Here is a 24,806-nt window from a genome sequence, read left to right on the forward strand (position 1 = left end):
ACCTCGTTTCGTCTGCATTTGTGCCGATAGCGTATGGAGAAATGATACTACAAAGAGTATTGACGCAGAAAGGGAATGCGTCAGGCAAAAAAAGGTGCCAGCGCGATTGACCGCGCATGGCACCTTTTGACGCTAGCTTTCCCGACGCGTGCGTCGCAAGGCGAAGGCGCCTGCGAGGGCAAGTGCCGCAAACGCGCTTGCCAGCAACAACCCAGCCATGCCATCATCGGCTGTCTTCGGAGCCGGGCTTGACGGTATCTCATGGGAAACCGGCGTCAGCTCGACGGGCACGCGCGGATTCTCGGGCACCGCCGGCTTATCGGGAACAGTCGGCGTGTCGGGCTCGTCGGGGTTGTCGGGAACGTCCGGGTTATCGGGATTGTCCGGGTTATCGGGGACATCTGGATTATCGGGGTTGTCCGGATTATCCGGGTTATCGGGTTCATCGGGCGTTGCGAAGGTGTTCACGAAGGAGACCTCAGAGGTCTGGCCATCGCGGATAACGCTCGTGGGACCACCCTGCGTGGCGCTCGGGGCAACCGTGAAGCCGTCCTGGTTGGCATCAAGCTCGGTGACGATATAGTAGCTGCCCGCAGGCAGGTACAAGATGAGCGCCGTCTGGCCATGACGCAGCGGCAACACGTCGCCACTCTCGATGTATTCGATACCATCGATATTGCTCACCGCATAGCGTCCGGTAAGGACATTCCCCGCCGCATTGAAAAGCTCGACCTTGAAATTGAAGCTGCGTTGCAATGCCTCTGCGGGAAGGCCCTCACCCGTGACCGTCTTGCGGATGAGCAGGTTTCCGAGCTGGGGGTCGGTGCGCGTGTTGAGGAACGAGGCAAGCATCTGCTGCTGCGCGCTCTTGACGACACCCTGCGCTACGCTGGCCTCGATCGTCACGCCATTCTCGTCGGTGATCGTGCAGAAGAAGCCGCCCTCGTTGGCATCGAGCTCGGTCACCACGTAGCGGCTGCCGATGGGCAGGCCCTGGATGACCACCGCCTCGTCATGATGAAGCAGCAGCACATCACCGCTGCGCAGCGAGCCGGAGCGGTCGGTGCCGTAGAAGGGATAGGATGCCGCCAGGGCATTCCCCTGCTCGTCGAGGAACTCGACCTTGAAGTGATAGGGTTTGAGATAATCCGCCTCCGCAAGTCCCTCTCCAGCGATGGCCTTGCGAATCATGAGCTCGCCATCGTCGACCACGATCTTGCTTCTATCGGTCACGACGACCGTGTTGATGAGGCTGAAGAGGCCCGTGATGTCCAGATCGCCCAGATTGTCGGCATTGGCATCAGAATAATCGGGGTCGGTCGGGTCATCGTGTGCATGGAGGTTTTGCTGGACGCGCGTACGCAAAAAGCCCTCGTCGGTGACGAAGAAGGGCTCGTAGTTCGCACCGCCGTCAGCATCGGAAAGACCGTAGTCGACGACCGCGTTCTTGCCGTAGTGGAGGTTCATCTGGCGCACGACGGGCTCGCCATCCGTCCCCTGAAGGGTGTCGTCGACCCAACCTCTCAACGCAAAGCTGCCCGACGGCTGCGTTTGGGCAAACGCGGTGATATCGCGCAAGGTGATGTTCACCTCGCCGTTGGAGGCGTATTGAATCATGGTCTGGGTCAATTTGCCGACACCCGCCATGACGCTCACGTCATCATCGGCAGTGCCCGCATCGGCATAGATGGAGTAGACGCCGACCTTGACCGGAATGATCGTGGGATTGAGTTCGTAGCCGGCAGGCGCCGAAATCTCCCTCAAGAAGTATGTCGCCGCATGCTCCTGGGAGAAGTCGCTGAAGGGCCAGGCCATGTCCGCATAGCCGGGAAGCATCCCACCCGAGCCCGTGTCATGGCTTTGATGGGGTTCGAAGATCAGCATACCGTCCTTGCCGTTGACCGTGGCGGTATAGCCACTAGCTGCATAGTCACTCCCACCGGCCGCTGCCTTGGCCTCGCTGTTATACAGCGCGAACTGCACCCCGTTGATTGGCGTGCCGTTCTGGTCGATCTTCATGACGCGCAACTGACGCTGCTCGTTGGGGATGTAGAGCACCGAACGGAAGTTGCGTACGAACTCGCGGGCGTCAAGGGGCGTGTAGCCGCGCTGGTCGTGGGTGGAGCCGGACGTCCCCACGCCGATAGCGTTATTGACCAGGTTCTTGAATTCCGTGCCGGTGAAACCACCGCGCTTGATGGCGTCAAGGGCAACGGCACCCAGGCGGTTGTATCTCTCGTCACCCGTCATGGCCGCGACGTCGTCCTCGGACACGCCAAGTGCCCTGGCCAGGGCCTCCTGGGCGATGATTCCATAGAACATGCGCATGTCGCCGTTGGGGTTGACATGCATGTAGCGGTCGGCTCGACCAGGCAGGTCGTGCAAGGTTCCCGTCAGACGCTGGTATTCGTCATCCCAACTCAGGTGCCATCCCTCTCCCGTGCCATCTGCGTAGAGCGCCGCCTGTTGCAACGCCGCACCCAAGGTCAGGCCGCGCATCACGAGGCGGAACAGGGCGGGATCGGTAAGGTCCAGGTTATTGGTGTTGCCCAGCGTGGTGAAACCCGTCAGATTGTCCCCGATGAGCGGAAGCCATGTGAGCCCAGAGGCGTCTTTCGCCTTCTTCAGCATGGGAACCGCCACCACGAGACCGTTTTCCTGAACACTCGCGGGTACCGGGTCCGTACCCGGTATGCGCGTCACCAGACCGCCGTCCTCGCCGATCTGGCCGTAGTAGACGGAGCCCGTGATGCCGTTGACGTAGCTGTTGAAGCTTGCGTATGAGCCTGCCTGATAGCGATTGTTGACCGCCAGCATGGTATTGGTGGGATCGAAGCGCAGCAACAGGTCGCTCGACAAGGGCTTGTAGCCATCGGGTGCCTTGGTCTCGCGCAGGATGTAGAGCAGACCGGCATTCGTGTCGGCGTTGTAGCGATCGGAGAAGTTGAAGGGCTGCAGCTGGCCATCGATGGAAAGCGCGGTGCTCATGAAGCGCGCCTCGCCGTTTGCGTCGGTCACGAGCTTGGCAAGGGGCGCGCCCACGGGCTGCACGTCGTCCAGTTGCACGTCGGCGACGTTGCCCAGCGTGACGCCGGCGGGCGTGTCGACCTGGTAGAGCTCGAACTCGGCGTTTTGGAGGGGCTTGCCGTTTTGGTCGACCTTCTTGATCTGCTGGTACAGGGCGGGCTGCAAGTTGAAGCGCATCATGAGCGAGGAATCGTAGTTGCCGCGCTCGAGGTAGAACATCTTGAGCGTATGCGAGGTGCTCGACGCGAAGGTGTTGCCGTTCCACTGCGTCGAATCGGCGAGACCGGCCTTCTCGAACATGTGCTTGATGGTCGTCTTGATGACGGGCTCGGTAATGTATGTGGGATTGCCATCGGCATCGTAGATGATGTTGCCGTTGGCGTCGGTCTGGTAGATCTCGCCATTGCTGTTGAAGGCGGTGCCGAGATTGACCTCGCCGGTGGCGAAGTTGATGGTGCCGTAGATCTCGGAGTGGATGCCACCCAGGTCGAGGACAAGCACGTCATCGACGAAGACCCAGACGTCGTCGTCTCCCAGAAACTCGAAGTTCATGTCCTTGCCGGCAACCTTACCATCGATGGGCTGGCGGAACTGCGTCTCGACGGTCATGCCAAGGTGGTGGTCGGCCAGGGGTCCCGTATTGCCCGTGCCGTAGTTATTATCAGCGCGTAGCTGGTTGACGAGCTTGCCATCTTCGACGTTGAAGACCTCGGTGGCCTTGTTGAAGGGAAAGAAGCTCCCGACGCTGTTCTCGGCATCGGTACGCAGGCCACCCGGAGCATCATAGAGCACGAAGTGACCATCACTGCTGCCTTGCTTGTCGGCCACGAACTCCGCGAAGTTCTTGCGCATGTTGTAGTAGAAGTAACCCTCGTTATCGATTTGGAACAGGCCGGTCACGTCCGTATAGGACTGTTTGCCGTTATGGGTGACGCTGGGATCGAAGAGGTAGCGCAACGAGAGCTGGTCGGCCGTCATGTTGTAGGTGCCGCCCTCGCCGTTATTCGTACTCGGCAAGCCGGGATTCTGCACGCGGGCAAGCACCGCCTTGGCGATGTTCTCGGCTTTGACGGGATCAAACCTGGGGTTGCCAACTGTTCCGTTGCCGCTTGTCGACCAATCCGGTCCTGCGTTGAAGTAAACCATCTCGTCATATCCGGCAGTGACGGCACCCACGTGACGCACGGCTTCGGAATAGAGCGCCGGGTTGCTGCCATAACCACCGACCACGGCAGGATTATCGACGTTTGGGCCCAAGGTGGTATCGATGAGGGTCGAGCCCTCCGGAGCCTCCCCTTGCGTCAGATAGACGTTGCCATCCGCATCCATGTAATAGGTACCGGCATTGATGGAAGGGAAGCCTGCATCGTCGAGCCAGGGCGACGCAATGCCCTGCATGCCGGGACGTTCCGTGGCGATATCCCCGTAGGATTGGACGATGCCCTGATTCCAATAGCCCAGATGGCGCATGCCATCGCCAAAGGTGAGCATGTGGCCGTAGTTGATGCTATCCGGATTGTTGAGCCAAGTCTGGTAGTTAATCGCGGGGGAAGCAGATCCCGTATTCCCGTTGATATCGCCATTGGCCGGATTGGCATCGGGCTTTTCCGCGCCCGTCGTCTCGTCATAGCCCGTCGCGCTGTAGTTGAAGAGGTTAACGGTGGTGTTCTCGGGGTTGAGACCAGAGACCACATGGCCCTCGAGCTCGTCGGGGCTGGCCTGAGGCTCGGTCGAGGGACCGGTAGCATCCTGATTACCCGACGCCTGTCCGTCCTGATTGCCGGCACCTTCGCCCATCTCAGCCGGTGCAATCTGAACGGGAGCCTGTGATGCATCCGCGCCCTCAGCTGCGGGTTCAATCGTCTCGGTGACGGGTTGCGCGGCAGCCTGAGCAGCTGCCTGCTCCGCCTCGTAGGCCCTCTGGGCGGCGGCACGAGCGGCACGCTCCTGAGCAGCGCGTTGCTCGGCAGCGCGAGCGGCCGCCTCTTGACGTGCTTGCTCCTCGGCTGCGGCACGGGCGGCTTCCTCGGCTTCGCGTTGCTGGTAGATCTGCGCTCCCACCGAGACGACAGCGGCAAGATGGCCGGGGACGGCATTGGGCTCGGCACCTTGTTGGCTAGCGGAATCGTTGGAGATGGTCGTGGCGAAGGCCGAGAGGGCGCCGCCGCCGACGCTCGACAATGCCAGAACGACGGACATCGTCGTGGCTATGAAAGCCGAACAAAGCGAACGACCAACACCTCTTCTGCGTTTCGGGTTTCTATTTCGAGGTATCGGCATGTTCATTTGAATCCCCTCCCCTTCGCATACCATATGAAGGGTTGAATCGTCAGTGAGGACGCACTGCTTCATTGTTCGTTCTGGATTTTATCACTGTCCCATATATGGGTATATAAAAAACCGTGCCTTGTAACAAATGGAAGGCCTCTGGAATCGCGGAATTCTTGATAAACTGCTGTATGTTGCATTAGACATCTTATCTGGTTATTGCGTCTATTTTATATATCGATATGGGAAATACGTTTGAACTTTCCATATTTGTCGCGCACGATACGCAAAAACCGCGGAAGTCTAGGATGCAGGCCTGGGGCGAATCCTAGACTTGCGGCAAAAGCGCGCACACACTGCCACTGACAAGCACAACGTGCGCAAAAACGTTGGAAGTCTAGGCCCTTAAGAATCCGTAAGGGAAACAAGTCCTAGACTTGCGCGGTTTCTGCGCGCGGCTCTCGACATTTTGCTCAGCAAGCTAAAAATCGCTTGCTCGTGTATTATGTTTATCAAAGTATAAATATGCACGACATTGCCGCAAAGCTGCGGCAATACGCACTCGGATGGGATGAACCATGCTCGTCATACTCACCGGCCAGATACAGACAGGCAAAACCCGCTGGTTGCAGCGCTTCGTTGAAGACGCCCGAGGCAAGGGATACGTGGTAAAGGGAGTCCTCTCCCCCGGCATATGGGTGCCAGATGGCGACGGCGGCTTCGACAAGATTGGCATCAGTTCCCACCTTCTTCCTGACGATGTGGAGATGCCGTTTGCCTCCAAACGAGAGCTCGATGACGAAGCCCATGGAAAAAGCAGGCAAGCCGACGCCGCAAAGCTCGGATGGCGTATCTACGATGATTCCATCCAGAGGGTCAATGACCACTTTGACGCGCTCGAATCCGATGGTTTTGATTCCGATGACATCATCGTCGTTGACGAATTCGGCTCGCTCGAGCTCATCCGCAATGCCGGATTTACGTCGGCGCTGCGGATTCTCGAAAACCCGGCTGTCGCTGCCAAAGAGCCCAAGGTCGTCATCATAGTCCGACCTGACCTCGTACCACTCGCCATCGAGCGCTTCGAGCCCGTCTGGAAAGACGTACGCGTGCTCGACCTAAACGTTGAAACCGATTCCTATCCTTTGATCTTGAAGTAAGCCGCCAGGTCATAATCCTGCGGACGGATCTCGACTTCGATCATGTCCCCTTCCTTGGGCGGCACATCATCTGGACCCGAGCCAAGCATGTAGACTCCCCGATACCCAGGTACCTTTCCTCCTCCATGCCCTGGCAACGGGGTCGCCTCCAGCGCGCCATCGACATCCTCGAGGATGACATTGCGGATCGACTGGAACGTGGAGCCGGACTTGGTCGCTTCGGGCGGACGCTGCTCGCCGGACAGCTTCTTCTCCTGCGCTTTCTTGGCGAACTTGTTGGGGCCGAAATCCCCTTTGAGCCGGGCAGTCACCGTCTTCAAGGACGTATCAAGCCCGAACCACGCGCACATGACGGGGTACAGGTAAAAACCGAGCGTCTGGAACGCTCCACCCGGAGGACCCGAGATGCCGATGACCGGCGTGCCCTCGACGATGGCGGCGAAACTGTGATGGCCAGGACCATGACTTACCTGGTGATAGACCATCTCCCCGATTTCGTCGAGCACTTCGACTGACCAATCATCAGAGCCTTTGGACGATCCTGCGTTGAGGACGACGATATCCGAAGTGGCAACCGCCTCGAGAAGAGTCGCCTTGATGGTCTCGTACTCATCAGGGACGATGTCGAACAGGGAATAGGTGCCACCCCAATTCTCGACAAGACCCCGCGTGAGAATGCTGTTCGATTCGAAGACATGACCGTAACCGGCATAGAAGTCTGGGTGAGTCTCGGAGAACGGCAGGTTGGCCGGAACGAGCTCGTTGCCGGTGGGGAGAAAGGAGACACGGGGTTTCTTGACGACGAGCACGCTCGAATAACCGGAACTCGAGATCGTGGCGGCATAATCGGCATCGATGACAAGGCCGGCCGGAAGGCACAAGTCACCGCGCTTTGCTTTTGCGCCTGGCTGGCGTGTGCCAGCGTACCGCTCGGAAGGCGCGGCAAGGATCTTGATGTGCTGCTCATCATCGGATACCTCGACGTGTTCGATGACAATCGCGGTGTCGAAGCCTTGCGGCATGGCAATGCCCGTGTTGGCAAACTGCCAGTCAACGCCACGCACCCATGTGGAAGTATCGGGAATCTCGCCTTCGTCCAGGTCCGCGAAGTCATCCCAGTGCAGCGCCACCGAGTCCATGCAGCAGGTGAGGACGTTCGGGATGTCGGTCTTGGCATAGATGTCTTCGGCCAACACGCGACCAAACGAATCGCCCAGAGCCACGCGCTCGCAGGAAGCAGGCCCTGCCTCGGCGAAGGCTCCTGCACGTAGTCTATCGAGCATCTCGGCAATGGCCTCATCGCGGCTCAGCTGGATGTGCTTGGAATGATCTCTCATGACGTTACCCTTTTCCTTTTATCTCAGACGATTCGAATCAATCGCGACGTCTCCTCTTGCCGCGAAATTCGTTCGTCTGCCGGTCATGGTACGGACTTCTCACACAAAATTGTCCTTCTAGTAGAATAGACTTATCATAGTATAGTTTTTTATGAGAAACAGATATTGATTCACTGGAAGGACTCTTTCGCATGCTGAGTAGACAGGCGGCGGATGACGCGGCAGCCATCCTCGAGAGGTTGGCGGACAACGTCGAATCCATCATTGTCGGAAAACACGAGGTCGTCGAACTTGTCATCATGGCACTCATCGCACAGGGTCACGTGCTACTCGAAGACCTCCCCGGCACGGGAAAGACCTCCCTTGCCTCGGCGCTTGCCAAATCAATCGACTGCGGGTTTTCGCGCATCCAGTTCACGCCCGATATCATGCCTTCCGATGTCACGGGCTTCTCCATCTACAACCAGAAGACGCACGATTTCGAATTCAGGCCCGGCGGCGTCATGAACAATCTCGTGCTCGTCGACGAGATCAACCGCGCAAGCGCGAAGACGCAATCGGCATTGCTCGAGGCCATGGAAGAGCGCCAGGTCACGGTCGACAACAACACCTATGACCTCGAAGAGCCCTTCATGGTGTTGGCAACGCAGAACCCCATCGAGCAATACGGTACCTATCCCCTGCCCGAAGCCCAGCTCGATCGCTTCATCGTCAAGCTCTCCGTGGGATATCCTCTCGTCGATGAGGAGGTCGATGTCGTTCTCAAGACAAAGGCGGCGAAGGCCGCCATCAAGCCCGTCGCCACGAAGCAGACGATTCTCGCGCTCAGGGAAGCCGCCGAGCAGGTCGAGGTCGACAGGTCCATCGCGCGCTATGCCGTGCAGATAGCAACCGCCACCAGAAGCGCAAAGGATTGCGCAATCGGCGCTTCGCCCCGCGGCTCCATAGCGCTCATCGCCATGGCAAGGAGCAACGCACTCATGCGCGGTCGTACCTACGTCATGCCCGACGACATCAAGTACCTTGCGCCGTACGTGCTCGGGCACCGTATCGCGCTTGCCAACGAAGCCCGCATACACGGAATCGAGCCGCGTGACGTAATCGAGGGTATCATCGACTCCGTCGCAGTGCCCATGCCCGCGGCATCCTAGATACGCCAGAACTGCACCAACCAGCGCGGGGTGCCCATGTAGCGGTGGGCGTTATTGAAAAACGCGCGATAGTATCGCTCGACCTTCGCGTAATCCTCGGCCGAGATCTCCTCGGCGCCATAGACCGCCCGCTGGTAGATCAACGTCACCTCGACCAGGTCCACCTTGCCCGTCTTCCGCGTGAACGGCACGAGCTTCTTCCTGGAGTCAAAGGCGAACTCCAGCGGCGTCGATGTCTCGGGTTTGCCGAGCTTCAGGCGCTTGAGACGCGACAGGAGGAAATCGTAGAGAAAGACCACGCGCTCGGCATAGGGCTTCTCCCGCAATCTCTTGAGCCTGACATCGCGCCGGCGCATTCGAAGGATCACCAAGACAAGCAATGCCACGATGACGAGCACGAGGGCTATCGGAATGCCAACTTGCAGCCGGTCGTAACTGACGGAATCGAACGATTCGGTCCAGTCGTCCTCGCTGAAGATCGTCATGCTCTGCAGGAATCGCATGAGCGGACTGGAGTTCGTCTCGGTCTGCTCCTCGTCGGGAACGGAGCCACCGCTCGCGTTCTGGCTCGTCGCATCCTCCTTTTCGTTGAGCAGACCCGTGAAAACGTCCGGGTTCTCGACCAGGTACTCGTCATAGGCGCCCGTGTAATCGACGACAGGCGGTATGATGCGATGCTCGAAGGGCTTGAGCACGGGCGTCTGGAGATTGAGGGGCATGATGATCAGGGCAAACAGCGCCGCCGCGATACCCGCCGTGATGGCGCAGACCCCCAGGCCAAGCGCAAAGGTCTGGGCAAAGGCGAGACGCGCATGGTGGTCCGTCTTGGTGACCCCTATCACGTAACGGCGGTATATGACGAGCATGACCGAGACAACGAGACATGTCACGAAGACAATGAATCCGCCTTCCTCCGATATCCACTCGGGAAAGAGGTATTGGACGACACCGCAGCTGAACACGGACAGAAACGCCAGCACCAGAGCGCCTGCGCGGGAGCGCGACAGAAGGTAGACCAAGAGTCCCACCACGATCAGCACCATGACGAAGATGGCATGGTTGCCCTCGACGTCGTTGACGGTGCCGTCAGCAAAGGGCAACGCCTCGGGCGCGGTGAGAAAGAGCGCGACGGCCATGGCGGCAACGGCGTAGACGATCGCGCCCACGATGGAGACGGCACGGGCTCCTCGCGACCAGCCGCCGGCATAGAGGATGAGCAGCAGGCCGCCGGTGACCAGAGCCATGAGCCCGACGTTCGTGCGCATGACGAGAGTGGACTCGAAGCCGGACAGCACGGCATAGCCCAGGGCAAGCGCAAGGACCAGCGTCATGAGAAAGTCCAGGGCGCTCGACTTCGCGAAGCGTTTGAACTGCTCGCTCATGAGAGATCACGTCCCTGCAAATCATCCGATGCCGAGATGACCTGGTAGCCGATGCGATAATCATCGAGAGCGCCGAGCTGCGCGACATGGCGCTCGAGATCGCGATCCACGAGACGATGGGGCACGGCGCACACCATGAACGGGTTCTTGCGCGATTGCCTCGCCATGATGACGGTTCCCACCATGTCAGCGCCCACGTTTGCCGTGCATACGACGACATTGTTCTGCGCCTGCCTGTTGAGGGCAATCTGCTGGACATGCTCGATCGTCTGCTGCTTTACGAGTTCGTCACCAGTAGCCTGGGGCATCTCGGCCACGAGGTTGAGCAGCGCCGCCTCGTCCCAAGCTCCCAGGTTTCGCCTCTCGCCAAAGCGGTTGGTATAGCAAATCTCGGTGTCCAGCCCCTTGGAACGGGCGTAGTCCGCAACGCAGAGCGCGCTTTCGATCACCGCGTCCCTCAGCTCCATGGACTCGTCGACATCCTGACCGGAAACGTGGAAATCCATGACCACGATCACGCCCGGACTGATCGTCTTCTCGAAGAGGCGCGTCAGGTATTGCCCGGATCGCGCCGAGAGCTTCCAGTGAATGGTCTTGAGAGGGTCTCCGGGCTCGTAATCCCTCACGTAGGCGTAGTCGAGAGAGTCGGCAAGCGCCGTCTTGAGCATCTTGAAGTTCTCGACCTCGGAATCGTCGGAAAACTCGAGGGAACCGAGCTTGGGAACCCTGGGCATGACGCAAATGTGGGTGGTCTTCTCGACCACCGTCTTGCGTTCGAAGAGCCCGAGGAAGTCCGTGATGACAATGCGCCTCAAGCCGGCCTGGAACATGCCCACGTGTTCGAGGGGGACATTGAAGGGAACCTCGCATTTGGCATGGGGGCCCAAGGTGAGCGATGTCGTGCTCGTCTGGGCAACATCGCCGTTGACATCAGAGACGAACAGTTCGATCGAGACGTTGAGCAAGACGAGCAGGCTGCGGTTCTCGAACTCGACGGAGAACGGAACGCTATCTTCACGCGTGCAGTAGGTGGTATCCGCCATCTCGTAGAACCTGAGGGAGCGCTGGGCAACGGAGACGTAGGCAAACGCAAGCGCGATGAGGACGATGACGCTGAACAGCGGCATCCATCCCAGCGCCGTCGCGTGATGCTCGTCGTCACCGATGACGAGCGCCATGAACAGGCAGGCCGCGAGAACGAGGACGCAGACGGCGACCTTGATGATCTTGCGCCTAAGCAAGGTCACCACCAAACTCGGGAGCGCAGGTGCGCATGATCTCCTGGTTGTCGTGCGTGAACTCCACGAGCTTCACGTTGACGCCATAGGCATCCGAGATGTTGCCACGCGTGATCACGTCGTAGGCGTTCCCGAAGACCATGGGCTTTTTCCTCATGAACAGCGCGACGTTGGCCTTGGTCATGAACGCATGGTCGGGATTGTGCGTGACCATCATGACGCCGTAACCCGATGACGCGAGTTGCCTGATCTTCTCGATGACGCGCACGGCGTTGCCGTAGTCGAGCGCCGCCGTGGGCTCGTCGAGAATGAGCATGGCGGGCTCCTGGGCAAGGGCACGCGCGAACATGACGAGCTGGAGCTCGCCTCCGGAGATGTCGACGTAGGGAACATCCCTCAGATGGCGGATGCCCATCTCCTCCATCGCGTTCTCGACGATGTTCTTGTCCTTGCGCGACGGTTGTCCTCCCAGGGCGCGTACCTTGCCCGACCGCCCGAGCATGACCACTTCCTTGACGAGGAACGGAAAGGGCTGCTGATGGTTCTGGGCGACATAGGCCACGCTCTGGGAGAGCTTCTTGGCATCCCAGCGGGTCATGTCCTCGCCATCGAAGAGAATCGACCCGGCCTTGAGCGGATTGAGACCGAGTATGGTCTTGATGAGCGTCGATTTTCCGCAGCCGTTGGGCCCGAGCACGCAGCAGACCTCCCCTCCCGCCACGGAGAGGTTCACCCGCGTCTGGAGAGGATCCATGCGCGGATACCCTATGGCAGCATCCCTCACGACTAGTTTCATAACTCGTCCTCCATGCGTCTTTGCTGCAGCGCCACGACCAAGAGAAAGATGGGAAGCGCGACGATGCTCACGACATTGCCGATGGCGATACCATCACCGACAAAGGGTATGAGGTCGGCAACGTCACGGCATACGACCAGGAAGATGGTGCCGATGCAGAAGTTGCCGGCAAACTGGTGGGCAAACGAGCACCCAAACCACCTGCGCGTGAGGAACGGGATGATGAGCGTCACCAGCCCGACGGCTCCGGTGTGTATCTGCGCCGCCAAGACCATGATGGCACCGCAAATGAGGGCCACCGACCTCAGGCGGGAGTAGTTGAGCCCCCAGAGCTTGATCTCGTCTTCGTCGAAGGGAAGGGCGTTGAGATGATGGCGTAGGAGGTAGACGGGGACGATCGTGGCAACGGTCGCGATGCCGAGACAGGCCCACGAAAGCGGTGAGGTGTCCACGACGAGCATCTCCGAGATGGTGAAGTAGGTCTGATAGGCCGACTCGTCCATGACGAACAAGGTCACGTAGCTAATGACCAAGCCAAAGAGCTGGCTCATGATGGAACCTATGAGAAGCATGCTGACGACATCGAGGCTTTTCGCGGGACCGGACATCTTCTTGGCGATGAGCAGGACGAAGACGAGGATGATGATGCCAAATCCATAGCAGAGCAGGTAGCGTTGCCCGATCATGAGCGGCGCCGCCGAGCCGTAGACCAAGACGAGGACCATGACGCCGAATCCCGTGCCGGTCGACACGCCCAGAAGACCGGGGCCGGCAATGGGATTGCGAAAGACGCTCTGGTAGAGCATGCCCGATATGGACAGGAGCATGCCGCAGATCATGGTGACGGCCAGCACGGCGGCGCGCTCGGGTATGGCCCAGTAACCCGCGACGTTGTCGGTGAGCCATTGGTTGCTATCGGGGGCGATGAAATGCGTCGCCTCGGCGACGAAGTTCTTGGCATGGTAGAAGAGCACGCGCAAGACCTCGCCGGGATTGTAGAAGCCGTATTCGTGGGCGCCTACGTAGTAATGCCCCTGAGCGCCCATGATTCCCAAAGACAGGAAGGTCAGGAGCGCGAGTATCACCATGGAGGCGACGACCTTGCGGGTAAGGTCACGGCGTTCCTTGCGATACTGGGCGTTGGTCTGCTTGAGGCCGACTTGCCGGATGACGCCAAGGGAGCCGCCGGTCCGCACCGACACGAAGGACCCGCTGCGAATGCGCGCGAGCGACGTGACCTTGAGCGGACGATTGGTCTGGCCGGTCTTCGCATCGTCGGTCGCTGCCTTGGCCTCGTCGGCCGCCGCGGCCCTTTCGGCCTTGGCGCGCGCGATGCTTGCCCTGCTGTGCTTGCCCTCGGGCATCGTCACCTTGTCCTCAGAACGCGCCACGTTTGCTCCCCACCCCGCGGATGGCCGTGACAAGGAAGACGATGGCGCCTCCAATGGAAATGAACATGCCCGACATGGTTGCGTAGCCGTCACCCAGAAACATCGTGACGAGCACGTAGGACACGAGAACGAACACGCCGCCGCCCACCATGGAAAGCGGCATGAGATAGGTGAAGTTAGGGCCCACGAGTCTGCGTGCGAGGTGCGGGACCATGAACCCGACAAAGCCCACGCGACCGCAGAACGAGACGATGAGGGCCGTCACGAGCGTTGCCAGGGCGATGATGACGAAGCGCATGCGCCGCGTCTCAACACCCATGGCCCGCGCCTCGCCTTCCGAGAAGGCGAGCAGGGTGAGCTGGCTTCTGTAGTGCATGACGACAAGAAACATGATGAGGACGGGAACGCCGACGGCGAGTAGGTCGATGATGGAATAGGAGCGGTAAAACGACGATATCTGGAGCTGCATCATCATGTCGGCCTGAGGGCCTTCGGGGTCGACGACGATGTAGTAATAGCGGATGGTGGACGACACCGCGCCCATGATGGAACCGATCACCTGGCCCACGATGATCATCATGAGACCGGAAGTGGAACCACGTCCCACCGTACCGATCACGAGCATGACAAGACCGACCACGATGGCGCAACCCACGAAGCTGCAGAGGGCCAGGCCATAGGAGTTCCAGAGCGACATGAGGGGATCGGTCACCGTCTGGAGGCTCTCCGACTCGAACCACAGGCCGTGGGACTGGCTCGCGTCATAGAAGAAGACGACCCAAAGCGCCATGCCCAGACCCGCACCGCTCATGACGCCCAAAGTGGAGGGCGAGACGAGGGCGTTGCGGAAGGTCCCCTGGTACACGGCACCACAGAGCGCCAAGCCGGCACCGCACAAGATGATGACCCCATAGGTCGTCGCGAGGTTGATCGTCCTGTTCCCCGCGGTTACGTTACCCATGAGCATGGCAAACAACCCGTTCACGTTCTCGCTCAGATCGCGGATGAACCACGCGAGCGTGTAGCCGTCGTTGTAGTTCGTCGTGTGCAGCGTCTCGTTGAACAGGTTCTTGGGGATGACGAGGCCGACGACGAACACGACCACCGTGACCGCGATGAGGATGAGGATGATGCGCAGCCTCCGGTCAAGCGCTCGCTCCGAGCCCTTCCTCAGGGACACTTCCTCGTGCTCCTCGATCAGGACCTCGATGGAACGCTCCCTTGGCATATCCTGATGCTTGCCCTTACGCGCCATCAGAACACGACCTGTTCACCACTATGCGCCGAAGAAGCAGGCTCGTAGAAGTCGTCCTCCTTGTCGAGCTTGCGGTCACGGCGCACGCGTGCGATCCACCACAGGGCAAAGCCGGCGAGCACGAACGCGATGAGCACGAATGCGACCAGGCTCAGGTTGGGGGCGTCATCCGAAGAGGCCCCGTCCGGTACATTGGACTGCTCATCGCCCAAGGAGTCCTGCGGGGCAAGGCCGCTTGCGTTGGGATTGGCGCTTGCGGCCAAACCGCCGGCGGAGGCAATGGGAGTCGTCGCCCGCGGAGCATTGCGGGAACCAAGCAAGGCGACCGAGGCAGGCCCATCGTCATTCGCTTCGCCTCCAGATGCGCTTGGCAACTCCTCCACCGCGTCCTTCCCGAAAACGGCATAGAGCGTGACGGGGTCCTCGCCTTGCGTCAACGTCGCAAGCGTCTTTACCGACCCCCTGATGTAGTTGGAATCATCGGGCGAGAGCGACCAGCCGCGGAAGGGCAGGTCTTCGCCCTTGTCCGCGGGGCGCGACACTCCGGTGGCATCGAAGGCGCCGTTCACGGTCGTCGTCGTCGGCACGTCATCGGCCTGCGCGTAGAGCTGTCCGTCAACGTAGAAGTCCACGGGAACCTTGCGGTCTCGCACCTCGTAGATGGCATAGACGCTCGATTGCCTCGTCAGGTCATCCTGAGCGCCCGCAGCGGTGGGAATCGGCACCATGGGGGGCTCCCATCCGTAGTAGGGCTCGACATCGCTTTGCCGCGGCGACCAGCCGATGAAGCTGTACACGTGGGCATCGTCGTAATTGACATCACCTTGTCGTGCGACCTCGTTTGCCTTGTCGAGTCCGTTGCTTCCTCCATAGACCTGCTTGATGGCATAGGTGTATTGCATGCCTTCCCTTACGGGAAGCATGCCATAGTAGTAGACGTTATAACGACCGGGTCTTTCCGAGAAGGTGGCGACGTAGCTGCAATCACGTGTCGCCGGAGGCAGGGTCCCCCCGTAGAGCTGCACACTGCCAGCCGCTTCATCACTCCATCCGGCAAAACCGTAGATCATGCCCGTCTTGCCATGCTGTTTCGTGGGAATCGAGGCCGTCGCGCTCCGCGCGGCATAGACGTAATCCGGGCTCTGTCCCTCGTAGACGCCATGGGCCTCGACGTATCCGTCCACCTTGAAGCTCGCGAGATGCTGGCCCGGAGCGACGGGAACGTAGACGGCACGTATGCTGACGCTTCCCCTCAAGGCATCCGTCGTCTCGTCGAGCTCGAGATTACCGATGTGGTCCTCATCCCAGGTCCTGGCGCTCTGACCGGACTGGTCGGTGGTCCAGCCCACGAAGCGATAGGTCAGGCCGCCCCAGGTGTAATCGCTCGCCTGGGGAATCGCGCCCCCGGAGGCAAGCGTGGTCCCATAGCCCTGGACACGGCTCTGGGACGCGAGCATGGTGCCGTCGGCGGCGCGCAGGTTGTCAAAGGTCACCGTGACCTCTCCGGGAGTCACCGCGACGGGCGCCGTCTGGCGGGGAGCCAAGACGTTCGTGACGACCTCGCGGGCCGCGGCGTCCACCTGGCCCTGCGCGAGGGAGCTCGCGTCTCTCACCTGAACGCAGCTCGCACTGGGTCCCGCGAGGCATTGGCCTTCGGCATGCGCGAACTCCACCTCGCGGTAATCGTAGTTGTAGTAATAGGCCGGGTATATGACCTTGCTGCTCACGTCTAGCTTGAAGATGTCGCGCAAATCGAGATGGCCCGTCTGCTTGCGATAGGACGCATCGCTTGCGGAGGCAACGATGTGGGCGTCACGTTCGACGACAATGTCCTCGCGGCCCTTCTGCGCATCCTCCTGGGTAAGCTCCGCATACACGCCCGCCGCATCGCCGGATGGGGAATTGGCCTCGAGCACGCCGGCAATGCGAGCTTCGGGCATGGAGCCGGTCAAGGCCACGGCCTGGGCATTCGGGACGATATCGTAATAGCTCTGGGAATAGAAGACGCTCGCCTTGATCTTGTCGAGCTTGCCGACATCCTCCGGGGCGACGGGGTCGGAATAGGCCCACACGTAGCTACCGTCGCTCAGGGTGAGGGGGGCGGCGTAGTACAGGTAGGTATCGTAGACATGGCCATCGCGATCGTCGGGAACGTCGGCCTTGGCATAGCGCTTGAAGAGGCTCTGGATCTCGTCGTAGAGAGCCGTGCCCTCTTCGGGATAGAAGCGCATGAGGTTTGCGTTGAGTAAGCGTATGGAGGGCTTGCTCGGGTAGGAGATGTCGCCCTTCTGCTGTCTTTGGGAATCGTTTTGCACGATGACGGACGAGCCAGCATCGACAAGGAGCGAAGGATCCTTGCCGTTCGAGGCATAGGCGATGCCCTGGGCCTGGACTGCCTGTAAACCGGACGCCACGACACGTACCGTGCTGTCATCGACAACCGTTACCGACGAATCCGTCGCGGCGATGGCCTGCACCTGCATGGTACCGGTTCCCGCCGGAGCATCATCGATTGCCAGGGAGAGCTCCACGCCGGAAAGCCTCAGATCCGAGCCTTCGCTTGCACGTATGGCGGCAAAGGAGACATCGGTGTTGGAGAGCAGCGCGTTGGGTGCCAGGCGCACGGCCAGGGTTCCGTTCTTCACATCGTACGCGCCCCGCCCCGCAAGCGAGAGGGCGGCCGCATCCGACGAGGCCGCAGATGACGAGGGCACGTCGATGGAGAGGGCATGTCCATCGAGGTCGAGCGTCACCGCAGCGGGGAGCTCCGCGATCTCGTGCTCGTCGGCATCGGCGAGCAGCTTGAGCGTGTCGCCCGGCCTCGCCTCGCCAATCGCCTGGGCCAAGGAGGGATAGGAGCTGTGGGTGCGTTCGTTTCGCATGATGGACTCGCGCCACCAAACGGCACTCCCCGCCTGATCCTGATGCAAGGTCCACCCTTCGCGAAGCGACCCCTCGACGGGAGCGAAGGCATCGAAGTACCCACGGGCGGCAGCGTCGATGGACGGCCCATAGGAAAGCACTCTATCGTTTTCGAGCTGCTCGCCGAGCACGCGAATGACGTGCGCGGACTCGAAGGAGTCCCCCACGGTCAAGGGAGCGGCCAGGAAACGTATATGGGTATCGAGCGCGCTTTCGAAAGCGCAGGTGCCATCGAGGATCCACGAGGACTTGCAAGGCACCTGGGCGCTCCCGCCCATAAGGCACCAGTAGGAACCGCCTGTCGCATCCTGTTCGCACAGGGCGCTGACGTTCATGTCGCGCAGGCTCGCCTTCGCGTCGTCATTGGTCAGGCGCGCGCCGAAGACGTCATTCGAAACCTGCCGTGTCGATGCCGACAGGGTGCTTCCCGTCGCCTCGAACGCTCCGGCGCATTCGACGGCACCCGTGGAACCGTCGAGCGCGTCGGCCTCGACAGCGCTGTCGGAGATGGCGAGCGTGCCCTTCGTCGTGGTGGAGACGACGCCCCGCACGTTCACGCCGGAAACGTCGGAACGGGCGTGGATAGTGCTGCGGCGTATGGTGATGTCGGCGTCTCCCCCCTCTTGGTACACGCCGCGCGAGAAAACGGCCTGCGAGGTCATCTGCATGTCGACGGAATCGAGCATGACCGCGCCCGAGCCCGAGATGCGCAGGGCCGTCCCTTCCCTCCCCTGCGATATTCCCTCGATGCGAACGTTCTCGAGCGTGAGGTCACCAGCGCCGCCATAGGTAATGCATGCCCTGCTGGCAAGTTGATAGCCCCTGATGGCAGCCTGCCTGTCGCCCGTTGACGAGTAGACGCGCACGTTGTCCCCCGTGTTCACGGCAAGTCCCGCCATGACATGGCCGTTCAGGTCGATCGAGAGCTCGCGCTTTCCCAGCTGGGCAGGCACCGTGTCCGCATCGATGGTCACGGCGGCGACATCACGACGCAACTGGACTGTCTCGCCGTCTTTCTGCCGTCGCAGGGCCTCGGTCACCGTCGCGCATGGCGTCTCGCTTCCATCGGATCCCATGATCACGACCGGTGCCGATGCGCTATCGAGCCTGAAGAAGAGACCCCTGTCATCGCTGGAGACACCGCAAGCGCCCTCGGCAAGCCCGTTGGCAAGAGACGCCGCGATTGCCTGGCGCGTGCCTGCGTCCAGGCCATCGGAAAAGACGCCGAAGCGCTGGCCGTCACCATTGGCATACTCCAGAGCGCTCCCGGCAAGCACCGTCATGCCCTCGCCCGCAAAGGAGCTCCCGAAGACGACGCCGTCCTCGACGCTCGTCACGAGAGCGGCCCCGTACGCGGGATAGGAAGCTTTGCCGATTGCGCAGCGCAACGGAGCGTTCAGGCTCATTCCCCGGGAATTATCCGTGCGAAGTCCAAAGGCGCCCTCCTTGCCGTCACAGGTCAGGCTGAGATCGGCTGCGTTCGCGGCAGATGCGCGTGCCTCCTGGTTTGCGTACCTTTCGAGAACGGCCGGGTCAACACTGCCGGGCTCCACGGAGATCCTCGTGCCATAGATGCCCGTAGCCGTGCTTCGGGGAGCATTCACAGCAATGGCGCCTCCCCGAACGGTGATGGAAGCGTTTCCACCGCTGTAGACGCCGTAGGCGTTGTCAAAGGAGGTGAGCTTATGCGCCTCTCCACTGGGCCGCTCGACCACTGGCGAGGCCTGGACTTCCAGATCGCAGTGATCCAGCTCCACGGATGCAACCTGGTTGCCGGCATACACGGCTCTGGGGTGGCCCTCGAGCTTGCGCGTGGCCGTCGAAAGCGTCTGGTTGGAGTGGTCGACGAACACGCTGCAGTTGTCGAGGACGGCACTCCCCCGTGTCACGTACACCCCGCAGGCATCGAGCTTCTCGAGCTGCGTGTAATCCTGATGACCCTTGAGTGCCATGGAAACATCGCGGACGACGAGATTCTCGCAAGAAGAGTCGATGAGATGCGCGAGCCTGCCCTCGGTGACGACGAGCTGCTCTCCGGGATCGACTTGTCCTTCGGCGGCGATGCCGGCAAAGGGCCTGCCTCCCGTGATCGTGAGCGACTTGCAGCGTTTGGTGCCGATGAGGTAATCGTAGCTGGGCATCCTGGCCGTGAGATGGAATGTCCCGAGGTCGATGGTCACGTCCGCATCTGGTGCATCGATGGTGATCCAGCCTCCCACGTCGAGATCGGCCGTGAGCGCGTAGGTACCGCCTTCGGTAATGGTAAGCGGCTGGCTGGTGCCCCCGCTTTGCCCGTGCCACTTCGCGTTCAGGTCAATGGCCCCGTCGCCCATGGCGCTCAAGGGGGCATCTGGCTGACCTTGGGTGACGACGCTTCCATCCGGGGACGACCCGCCCGCGTCGCCCGCGGAATCGGAAGCCGCCGGGATTCCCGATAGGGTTTCATCAGATATCTCGTCATGAGAGGCCTCGTCTGTCACGTCGGTGACGGACGTAGACGAGGCAACGCTGTCCGATGAAACGCTATCGGTCCTGTCGCGCGTGGTGCCCATGGCAGCGCCGGGCGTGGCGGCAAGCGCGAGGACGAGCACGAGGCACAGCATCACGCCAGTCACCCGCTCGAAGCGAGGATAGCGGGACTGTGCAGGCGTGCGAAAACGCCTCCTCGTGGGCCGTCTCTTGTGAATCACGTCACGCATATCTCTCGTTTCCCTCGATGGCAGGAGGGCCAGACCCTCCCAAACGCCCGGTTTGGGAAAGGTCTGGCCATTCCATTGGCTCCTCGCGAGAGGAACCGTGCCTGCTTGGCGCTACGGGTGGCTAGTCAACGCTAGCGACCGCGTACCAGGCGATGTTTTCGTCGTTCCAACCAAGGCTGATCAGGTACTCGTGCTCGGTCCTGCTCGTCGTGTAGTTATGGTTGTTGGCGAACTCGTTGGGGTTGTACTGGCGCAGCAGCGGAACCGTCTCGTTGGGATCTGAGGTCCAGCCGTTGGCCTCCTCGGTCCAGCCGTTGGCAACGAGGTTATCGCGCTCCTCGGCGCTCAGGGTGTAGTGATGCTCGCCGCCGATGGCGTTGTAGAGGCGATAGACCTGGACGCCGTTTTCGGCAGGGGCATACCAACCGATGTTCTCATTGTTCCAACCGTTGGCGAGGCAGTTGTCACGCTCGACGGTGGAGGTGGTGTAGAAGTGCTCGCCGGAGTTGGGATTGTAGACGCGATAGACGGCGACGGTCTCGGCCGGAGCGGGCTTGTCAGCCGGATCGGTCATCTCGGCGTAGGTGCCGACCTCGCCAACCAGGCGGTCGGTGATCTGGAGAGACTCGTTGGCGTCGTCACCCTGGGCCTTCACGTAGGCCAGGCCATAGTCGATAAGCTCCTTGACCTCGGCCTGGTTGTAATCGGCGCAGGTGTTCTCGGTCCACTGCAGGTAATCGTTACCGCTGCCAGACGTGACGTCCCAGTTGCGCACGCCGTCCATGGCGCGGTTGATGGCGTCGTTGAGCCTGTCGGACTTCACGTGGAAGACGGTGTCATAGGTGTAGGCGACCCAGTCGGACTGGTCGATGTACTCGGGATACAGGCAACCGAGAATACGGCCGTAGTTGACGACCAGGGACGGACCACGGTTATCGCAGCCGACGGTGCCGCAGTCGGCATCGGCGACCCAGTACATCTTTCCATACAGGCTCTCGAGACCCGTGGTGTTGACGAATCCGTCACGGTTGTAATCGCCCGTATCGAGGACGATGAGGTCGATGTCATTGGCGTTGGCCTGAAGCTCGGTGATGGGGATGGTGACTTTCTCCTCGCCGGCGGCCTTCGCGTCGGCCCAGTTCACGGCGACGTTCTCGAGCGTCGCGTAGAAGTTGCTGTCAAAACCCGTGTCGAGCGTCACGTTCGTGCCGTCATTGGCGCTCACGAAGACGATGGTCTTCTTATCGGCGCCATCCTTGTCGAGACGGGACAGGACGTAGCCCTGGGAGCCCTTGGTGATGCCCTCGTAGTTCTTGGCGAGGGCAACGGGGTCGCCATAGCGGAGCTCCTTGCCGCTTGCGCTGGCAGCCTGGTTGGCGGCGTCGGCCAACGTGTAGAACAGCTCGACCTGGCTGCTGCTCACGTTGGCGTTCACGGCAACGGGATGGTAGTTGCCGAACTTCGCCGGATCGGCCGTGGCCATGGCCGTAACTTCGGCCGTGTAGTCGGTGAAGGTGGTGTTGCTGGTGGTGGCGACACCCATGATCACGTCGGGCTTCATGTCCCAGATGGCATCATCGGAATCGGCCGTGCCGTAGAAGCCCAGTGCGCGGTTCATGTTCGTGGAGCTGTAGGCCGAGCGCTTGGAGTTGGGGATGACCTTCTTGCCGTCGGTATCGTAGACGGTGTTCCACATGTAGCCATTCGGGTTGACGTTGTACTCCGTACCCATGAGCAGGTAGCGCAGGGCACCCGAGACGTTGGAGATGTTGGCCTCGAGCGTTCCGGCCGAGCCGTCATCGGCATCGTCGATGCCCCAACGCTCATCAGTGGTGTTCATGCCCAGGTACTCGGGCCAGGCAGCCGCAAACGGCGTGGGCGAGCAGGAAACGTACTGGTCTCCGTCCATTGGCGGATGGTTATCGTCAGCCCATGCGGATCCAACCGGCATGACGATCATGGAAGCGGCCAACGCGCCGGCGCACAGGGCCGAGCAGCTCGCCTTTCCAAACCTTCTCAAAGTACTTTGCATTGTGCCTCCTATGCACGTTGGTTGTTCGACGGTTCGTCTTCTCCTGCATGCGAACCCATCGAACCACTGTCAGTTTGGCGTGAGCCAAGGGTGTTTTACGAACGGCCTCCTTTCGTTTGCATGGCGTCGTTTCTCCTCATATCAACGACCTGTAGGGCATTCTGCGGTTATGACTACGTCAAAGCCCTCGAGGTGAGATATCGCGTCGGTGTCGATGCGGTAGAACTGCTGGTAGAATGCCTCGATCCACGCCTGGGGTGTTTCGACGCCCCCTTCCTGGAAGACGCCCCAGGCCCACGGGGCCGTGATGAAGCTCTCGACGTTTCCGTCAAACCAGTTGCCGGCGATGCCCGATGGAATCTGGTAGATCTGATAGGGTTGTCCCACGTTGTACAGGCCATCGACCTTGGAGGCCGAGCGGGCCACGTTCTGGGCGATGTCGCCATCGCGCACGATGATGCCGGGAAAGTCCTGGTCACCGATCGTGATCCAGCGGTCCTCGACGGAAATGCCCGTCTGCGAATACCACAGGGCCGAGGGAATCTCGCGCACGCCGACCTGTCGTGGCGTCACGCCATCGCTCGATCCGGGCATCACGACGTAGGGATAGGACTCCTCTGCGCCGGCCGTGGAGGAGACGGGCTTCACGTTGTCGTAGGCATTGTTCACGACACCCGAAACCTGCAGGTAGTAGTCGCTCAGTATGCAGTTTCCGCCTACCGTGCTCGCGGACAGGCCGACGCCGTCGCTCAGGTCGATCGGCTGTCCGTTGAGGGGGAGCTCGTGAAAGCCGAACTCGCGGTTGGCAATCATCGATGACCCGGTGGTACCGGTCCACGAATCGATGCACGCCGTCGTGACGCGCGTCTGGCTCAGGCGGGTCGTGTCCTGACCGAGCGGGGCCGTTCCCTGGTAGATGCCCTGGAAGACGCGCCCGGTAGCCATCTTGTAGCTATAGCCGCCATTGGAGTTGAGGCAGCCGTTGATGGCGGTGTCGTGCATGTCGATGTAGTCCTGCACCTGGTCTGCCGTCGAATAGGTTGCCTCGGAATTGATGCCGGAGAGAACCTGTCCCACGACCTTGACGGCCGTCACGATGTCCTGATCCGGCGTGTAGGTCTGCCCGAGCGCCGGTACGTGCACGACGTTGATGCCGGCCTCGGTGAGGAAGGCGCTTTGCTCGTCGCTCAGCATGACGTCCACTCCATCGACAAGTATCGCGTCGGCATGGCTTGCCACGAGCGCGTCAACGTCAAGGTTGCCGCCGCCGTCCCAGACGACCGGGACCTCTTCGAGGCCCTCGCCGGGAAACGCACCACGAGCCTGCATGTCGGCGATGAACTGCGCATCGGTCGCGCCCAGGCCGCCCTTGCCGGCGAGCATCTGGGTTATGAGCGCGTACTGGCCCTTCGCGGCGACGGAGCGTGCCTCGGGAAGCTCGTCGTACTCCCCTTCACCGAAGGTCTGGCCGACGCCGCCGCGCCCTGCCGTCTTGTCAGCCTGGGTGCCGTCGCCCTGGTCGGAGGTCTGCGTGTTTTCGGCGTCATCGCCCTGACCCGATGCGTCGGGTTCCTCCACGGTCTGGGTTTCCTCGGACGTCGCGGTATTTCGCTCGTCGTTATCGTCGCGCTCGTTGCCCTGCACGGCATCGGTGTTGCTCGTGGTCTGCTGCTCGTAGCTGCGGCGTATGGCCTGGCCGTTCGCGGCTGCGTCTTCCTTGTAGACCGGCAGGAAGTTTGCCTGTTCGGCATAGTTCTCGTTCTCGGAAAGGTGGACGCTGGCAAGGTCGGGATTAAGCGGAGCGCCTTCGACCTCGTGGTACTCGGGATCGGCATGGGCCTCGAGGACCCCCGTGGCGGGATCGATGATGACCTCGAGAAGCGTGTCACTGAAACGGCAACCGGGGAGCAAGACGCATGAGCTTATGAGGAGCAGGCAGAATACGAGCCTGAAACCCCTCAGGGCCCTTTGGAAATATCCCCCTGTTGTCCTCGATCGAATCGACATGCCCCCATCCAAACATTATATTTTCTTGAGATAATTATTCTTCACCCAAGATAATTCAGGAAATATATACTCCTTTGAGATTATTTTTCTAGGTGAATAGTTTACGTTTGGGTGAACGGTCAAGATTTTTCGCATGGGCAC

At 60.7% G+C, this 24,806-nt stretch carries 12 protein-coding genes; 2 read left to right on the plus strand and 10 right to left on the minus strand.

The features are described 5' to 3' along the window. Nucleotides 1-132: 132 nt before the first annotated feature. Entirely contained in the window at nt 133-5,226 is a 5,094-nt protein-coding gene (locus tag OIM11_06425) for a DUF5979 domain-containing protein (GenBank protein ID HJJ00761.1), read from the minus strand. Nucleotides 5,227-5,873: 647 nt separating this feature from the next. Between OIM11_06425 and OIM11_06430 the strand changes: the two genes are divergently transcribed. Then, nucleotides 5,874-6,455: a hypothetical protein gene (locus tag OIM11_06430; GenBank protein ID HJJ00762.1), complete on the plus strand. Its 582-nt coding sequence runs from the start codon at nt 5,874-5,876 to the stop codon at nt 6,453-6,455. Here the strand turns inward: OIM11_06430 and OIM11_06435 are convergent. Then, nucleotides 6,434-7,792 carry a molybdopterin-binding protein gene (locus tag OIM11_06435; GenBank protein HJJ00763.1) on the minus strand — a complete coding sequence of 453 codons (1,359 nt, stop codon included), beginning with the start codon at nt 7,790-7,792 and terminating at the stop codon, nt 6,434-6,436. The genes OIM11_06430 and OIM11_06435 overlap by 22 nt on opposite strands. 191 nt (nt 7,793-7,983) lie before the next feature. Between OIM11_06435 and OIM11_06440 the strand changes: the two genes are divergently transcribed. After that, nucleotides 7,984-8,943, plus strand: coding sequence for a MoxR family ATPase (locus OIM11_06440; GenBank protein HJJ00764.1), 960 nt, complete (start codon nt 7,984-7,986; stop codon nt 8,941-8,943). Here the strand turns inward: OIM11_06440 and OIM11_06445 are convergent. From OIM11_06445 to OIM11_06480, 8 genes are all read right to left on the minus strand, one after another. Beyond that, entirely contained in the window at nt 8,940-10,325 is a 1,386-nt protein-coding gene (locus OIM11_06445; GenBank protein HJJ00765.1) for a hypothetical protein, read from the minus strand. The genes OIM11_06440 and OIM11_06445 overlap by 4 nt on opposite strands. Next, the gene (locus OIM11_06450; GenBank protein ID HJJ00766.1) at nt 10,322-11,566 is read right to left on the minus strand and encodes a DUF58 domain-containing protein; all 1,245 of its coding nucleotides are present in this window, start codon (nt 11,564-11,566) and stop codon (nt 10,322-10,324) included. The genes OIM11_06445 and OIM11_06450 overlap by 4 nt, the downstream gene beginning before the upstream one ends. After that, complete coding sequence (locus OIM11_06455) at nt 11,559-12,359, minus strand: ABC transporter ATP-binding protein (GenBank protein HJJ00767.1); 801 nt, start codon at nt 12,357-12,359, stop codon at nt 11,559-11,561. Before OIM11_06455 ends, OIM11_06450 begins: the two co-directional genes overlap by 8 nt. Further along, a complete protein-coding gene (locus OIM11_06460; protein ID HJJ00768.1) occupies nt 12,356-13,750 on the minus strand; it encodes an iron ABC transporter permease in 1,395 nt (464 codons plus the stop codon). The genes OIM11_06455 and OIM11_06460 overlap by 4 nt, the downstream gene beginning before the upstream one ends. Then, nucleotides 13,737-14,978: an iron ABC transporter permease gene (locus OIM11_06465; protein HJJ00769.1), complete on the minus strand. Its 1,242-nt coding sequence runs from the start codon at nt 14,976-14,978 to the stop codon at nt 13,737-13,739. Before OIM11_06465 ends, OIM11_06460 begins: the two co-directional genes overlap by 14 nt. A 26-nt stretch (nt 14,979-15,004) precedes the next feature. Next, nucleotides 15,005-20,626, minus strand: coding sequence for a hypothetical protein (locus OIM11_06470; protein ID HJJ00770.1), 5,622 nt, complete (start codon nt 20,624-20,626; stop codon nt 15,005-15,007). A 121-nt stretch (nt 20,627-20,747) separates the two neighbouring features. Beyond that, nucleotides 20,748-22,658, minus strand: coding sequence for a hypothetical protein (locus OIM11_06475; GenBank protein ID HJJ00771.1), 1,911 nt, complete (start codon nt 22,656-22,658; stop codon nt 20,748-20,750). 141 nt (nt 22,659-22,799) lie between these two features. After that, entirely contained in the window at nt 22,800-24,569 is a 1,770-nt protein-coding gene (locus tag OIM11_06480) for a hypothetical protein (GenBank protein ID HJJ00772.1), read from the minus strand. Nucleotides 24,570-24,806 lie beyond the last annotated feature (237 nt).

Source organism: Coriobacteriaceae bacterium (assembly GCA_025992705.1).
GTDB lineage: Bacteria > Actinomycetota > Coriobacteriia > Coriobacteriales > QAMH01 > QAMH01.

What these genes read in the sequence shown, in the direction of transcription:
- OIM11_06445 (HJJ00765.1), bottom strand. Translation starts at nt 10,325, where the DNA reads ATGAGCGAGCAGTTCAAACGCTTCGCGAAGTCGAGCGCCCTGGACTTT.
- OIM11_06475 (HJJ00771.1), bottom strand. Translation starts at nt 22,658, where the DNA reads ATGCAAAGTACTTTGAGAAGGTTTGGAAAGGCGAGCTGCTCGGCCCTG.
- OIM11_06465 (HJJ00769.1), bottom strand. Translation starts at nt 14,978, where the DNA reads ATGCCAAGGGAGCGTTCCATCGAGGTCCTGATCGAGGAGCACGAGGAA.
- OIM11_06435 (HJJ00763.1), bottom strand. Translation starts at nt 7,792, where the DNA reads ATGAGAGATCATTCCAAGCACATCCAGCTGAGCCGCGATGAGGCCATT.
- OIM11_06470 (HJJ00770.1), bottom strand. Translation starts at nt 20,626, where the DNA reads ATGCGTGACGTGATTCACAAGAGACGGCCCACGAGGAGGCGTTTTCGC.
- OIM11_06425 (HJJ00761.1), bottom strand. Translation starts at nt 5,226, where the DNA reads ATGTCCGTCGTTCTGGCATTGTCGAGCGTCGGCGGCGGCGCCCTCTCG.
- OIM11_06430 (HJJ00762.1), top strand. Translation starts at nt 5,874, where the DNA reads ATGCTCGTCATACTCACCGGCCAGATACAGACAGGCAAAACCCGCTGG.
- OIM11_06455 (HJJ00767.1), bottom strand. Translation starts at nt 12,359, where the DNA reads ATGAAACTAGTCGTGAGGGATGCTGCCATAGGGTATCCGCGCATGGAT.
- OIM11_06440 (HJJ00764.1), top strand. Translation starts at nt 7,984, where the DNA reads ATGCTGAGTAGACAGGCGGCGGATGACGCGGCAGCCATCCTCGAGAGG.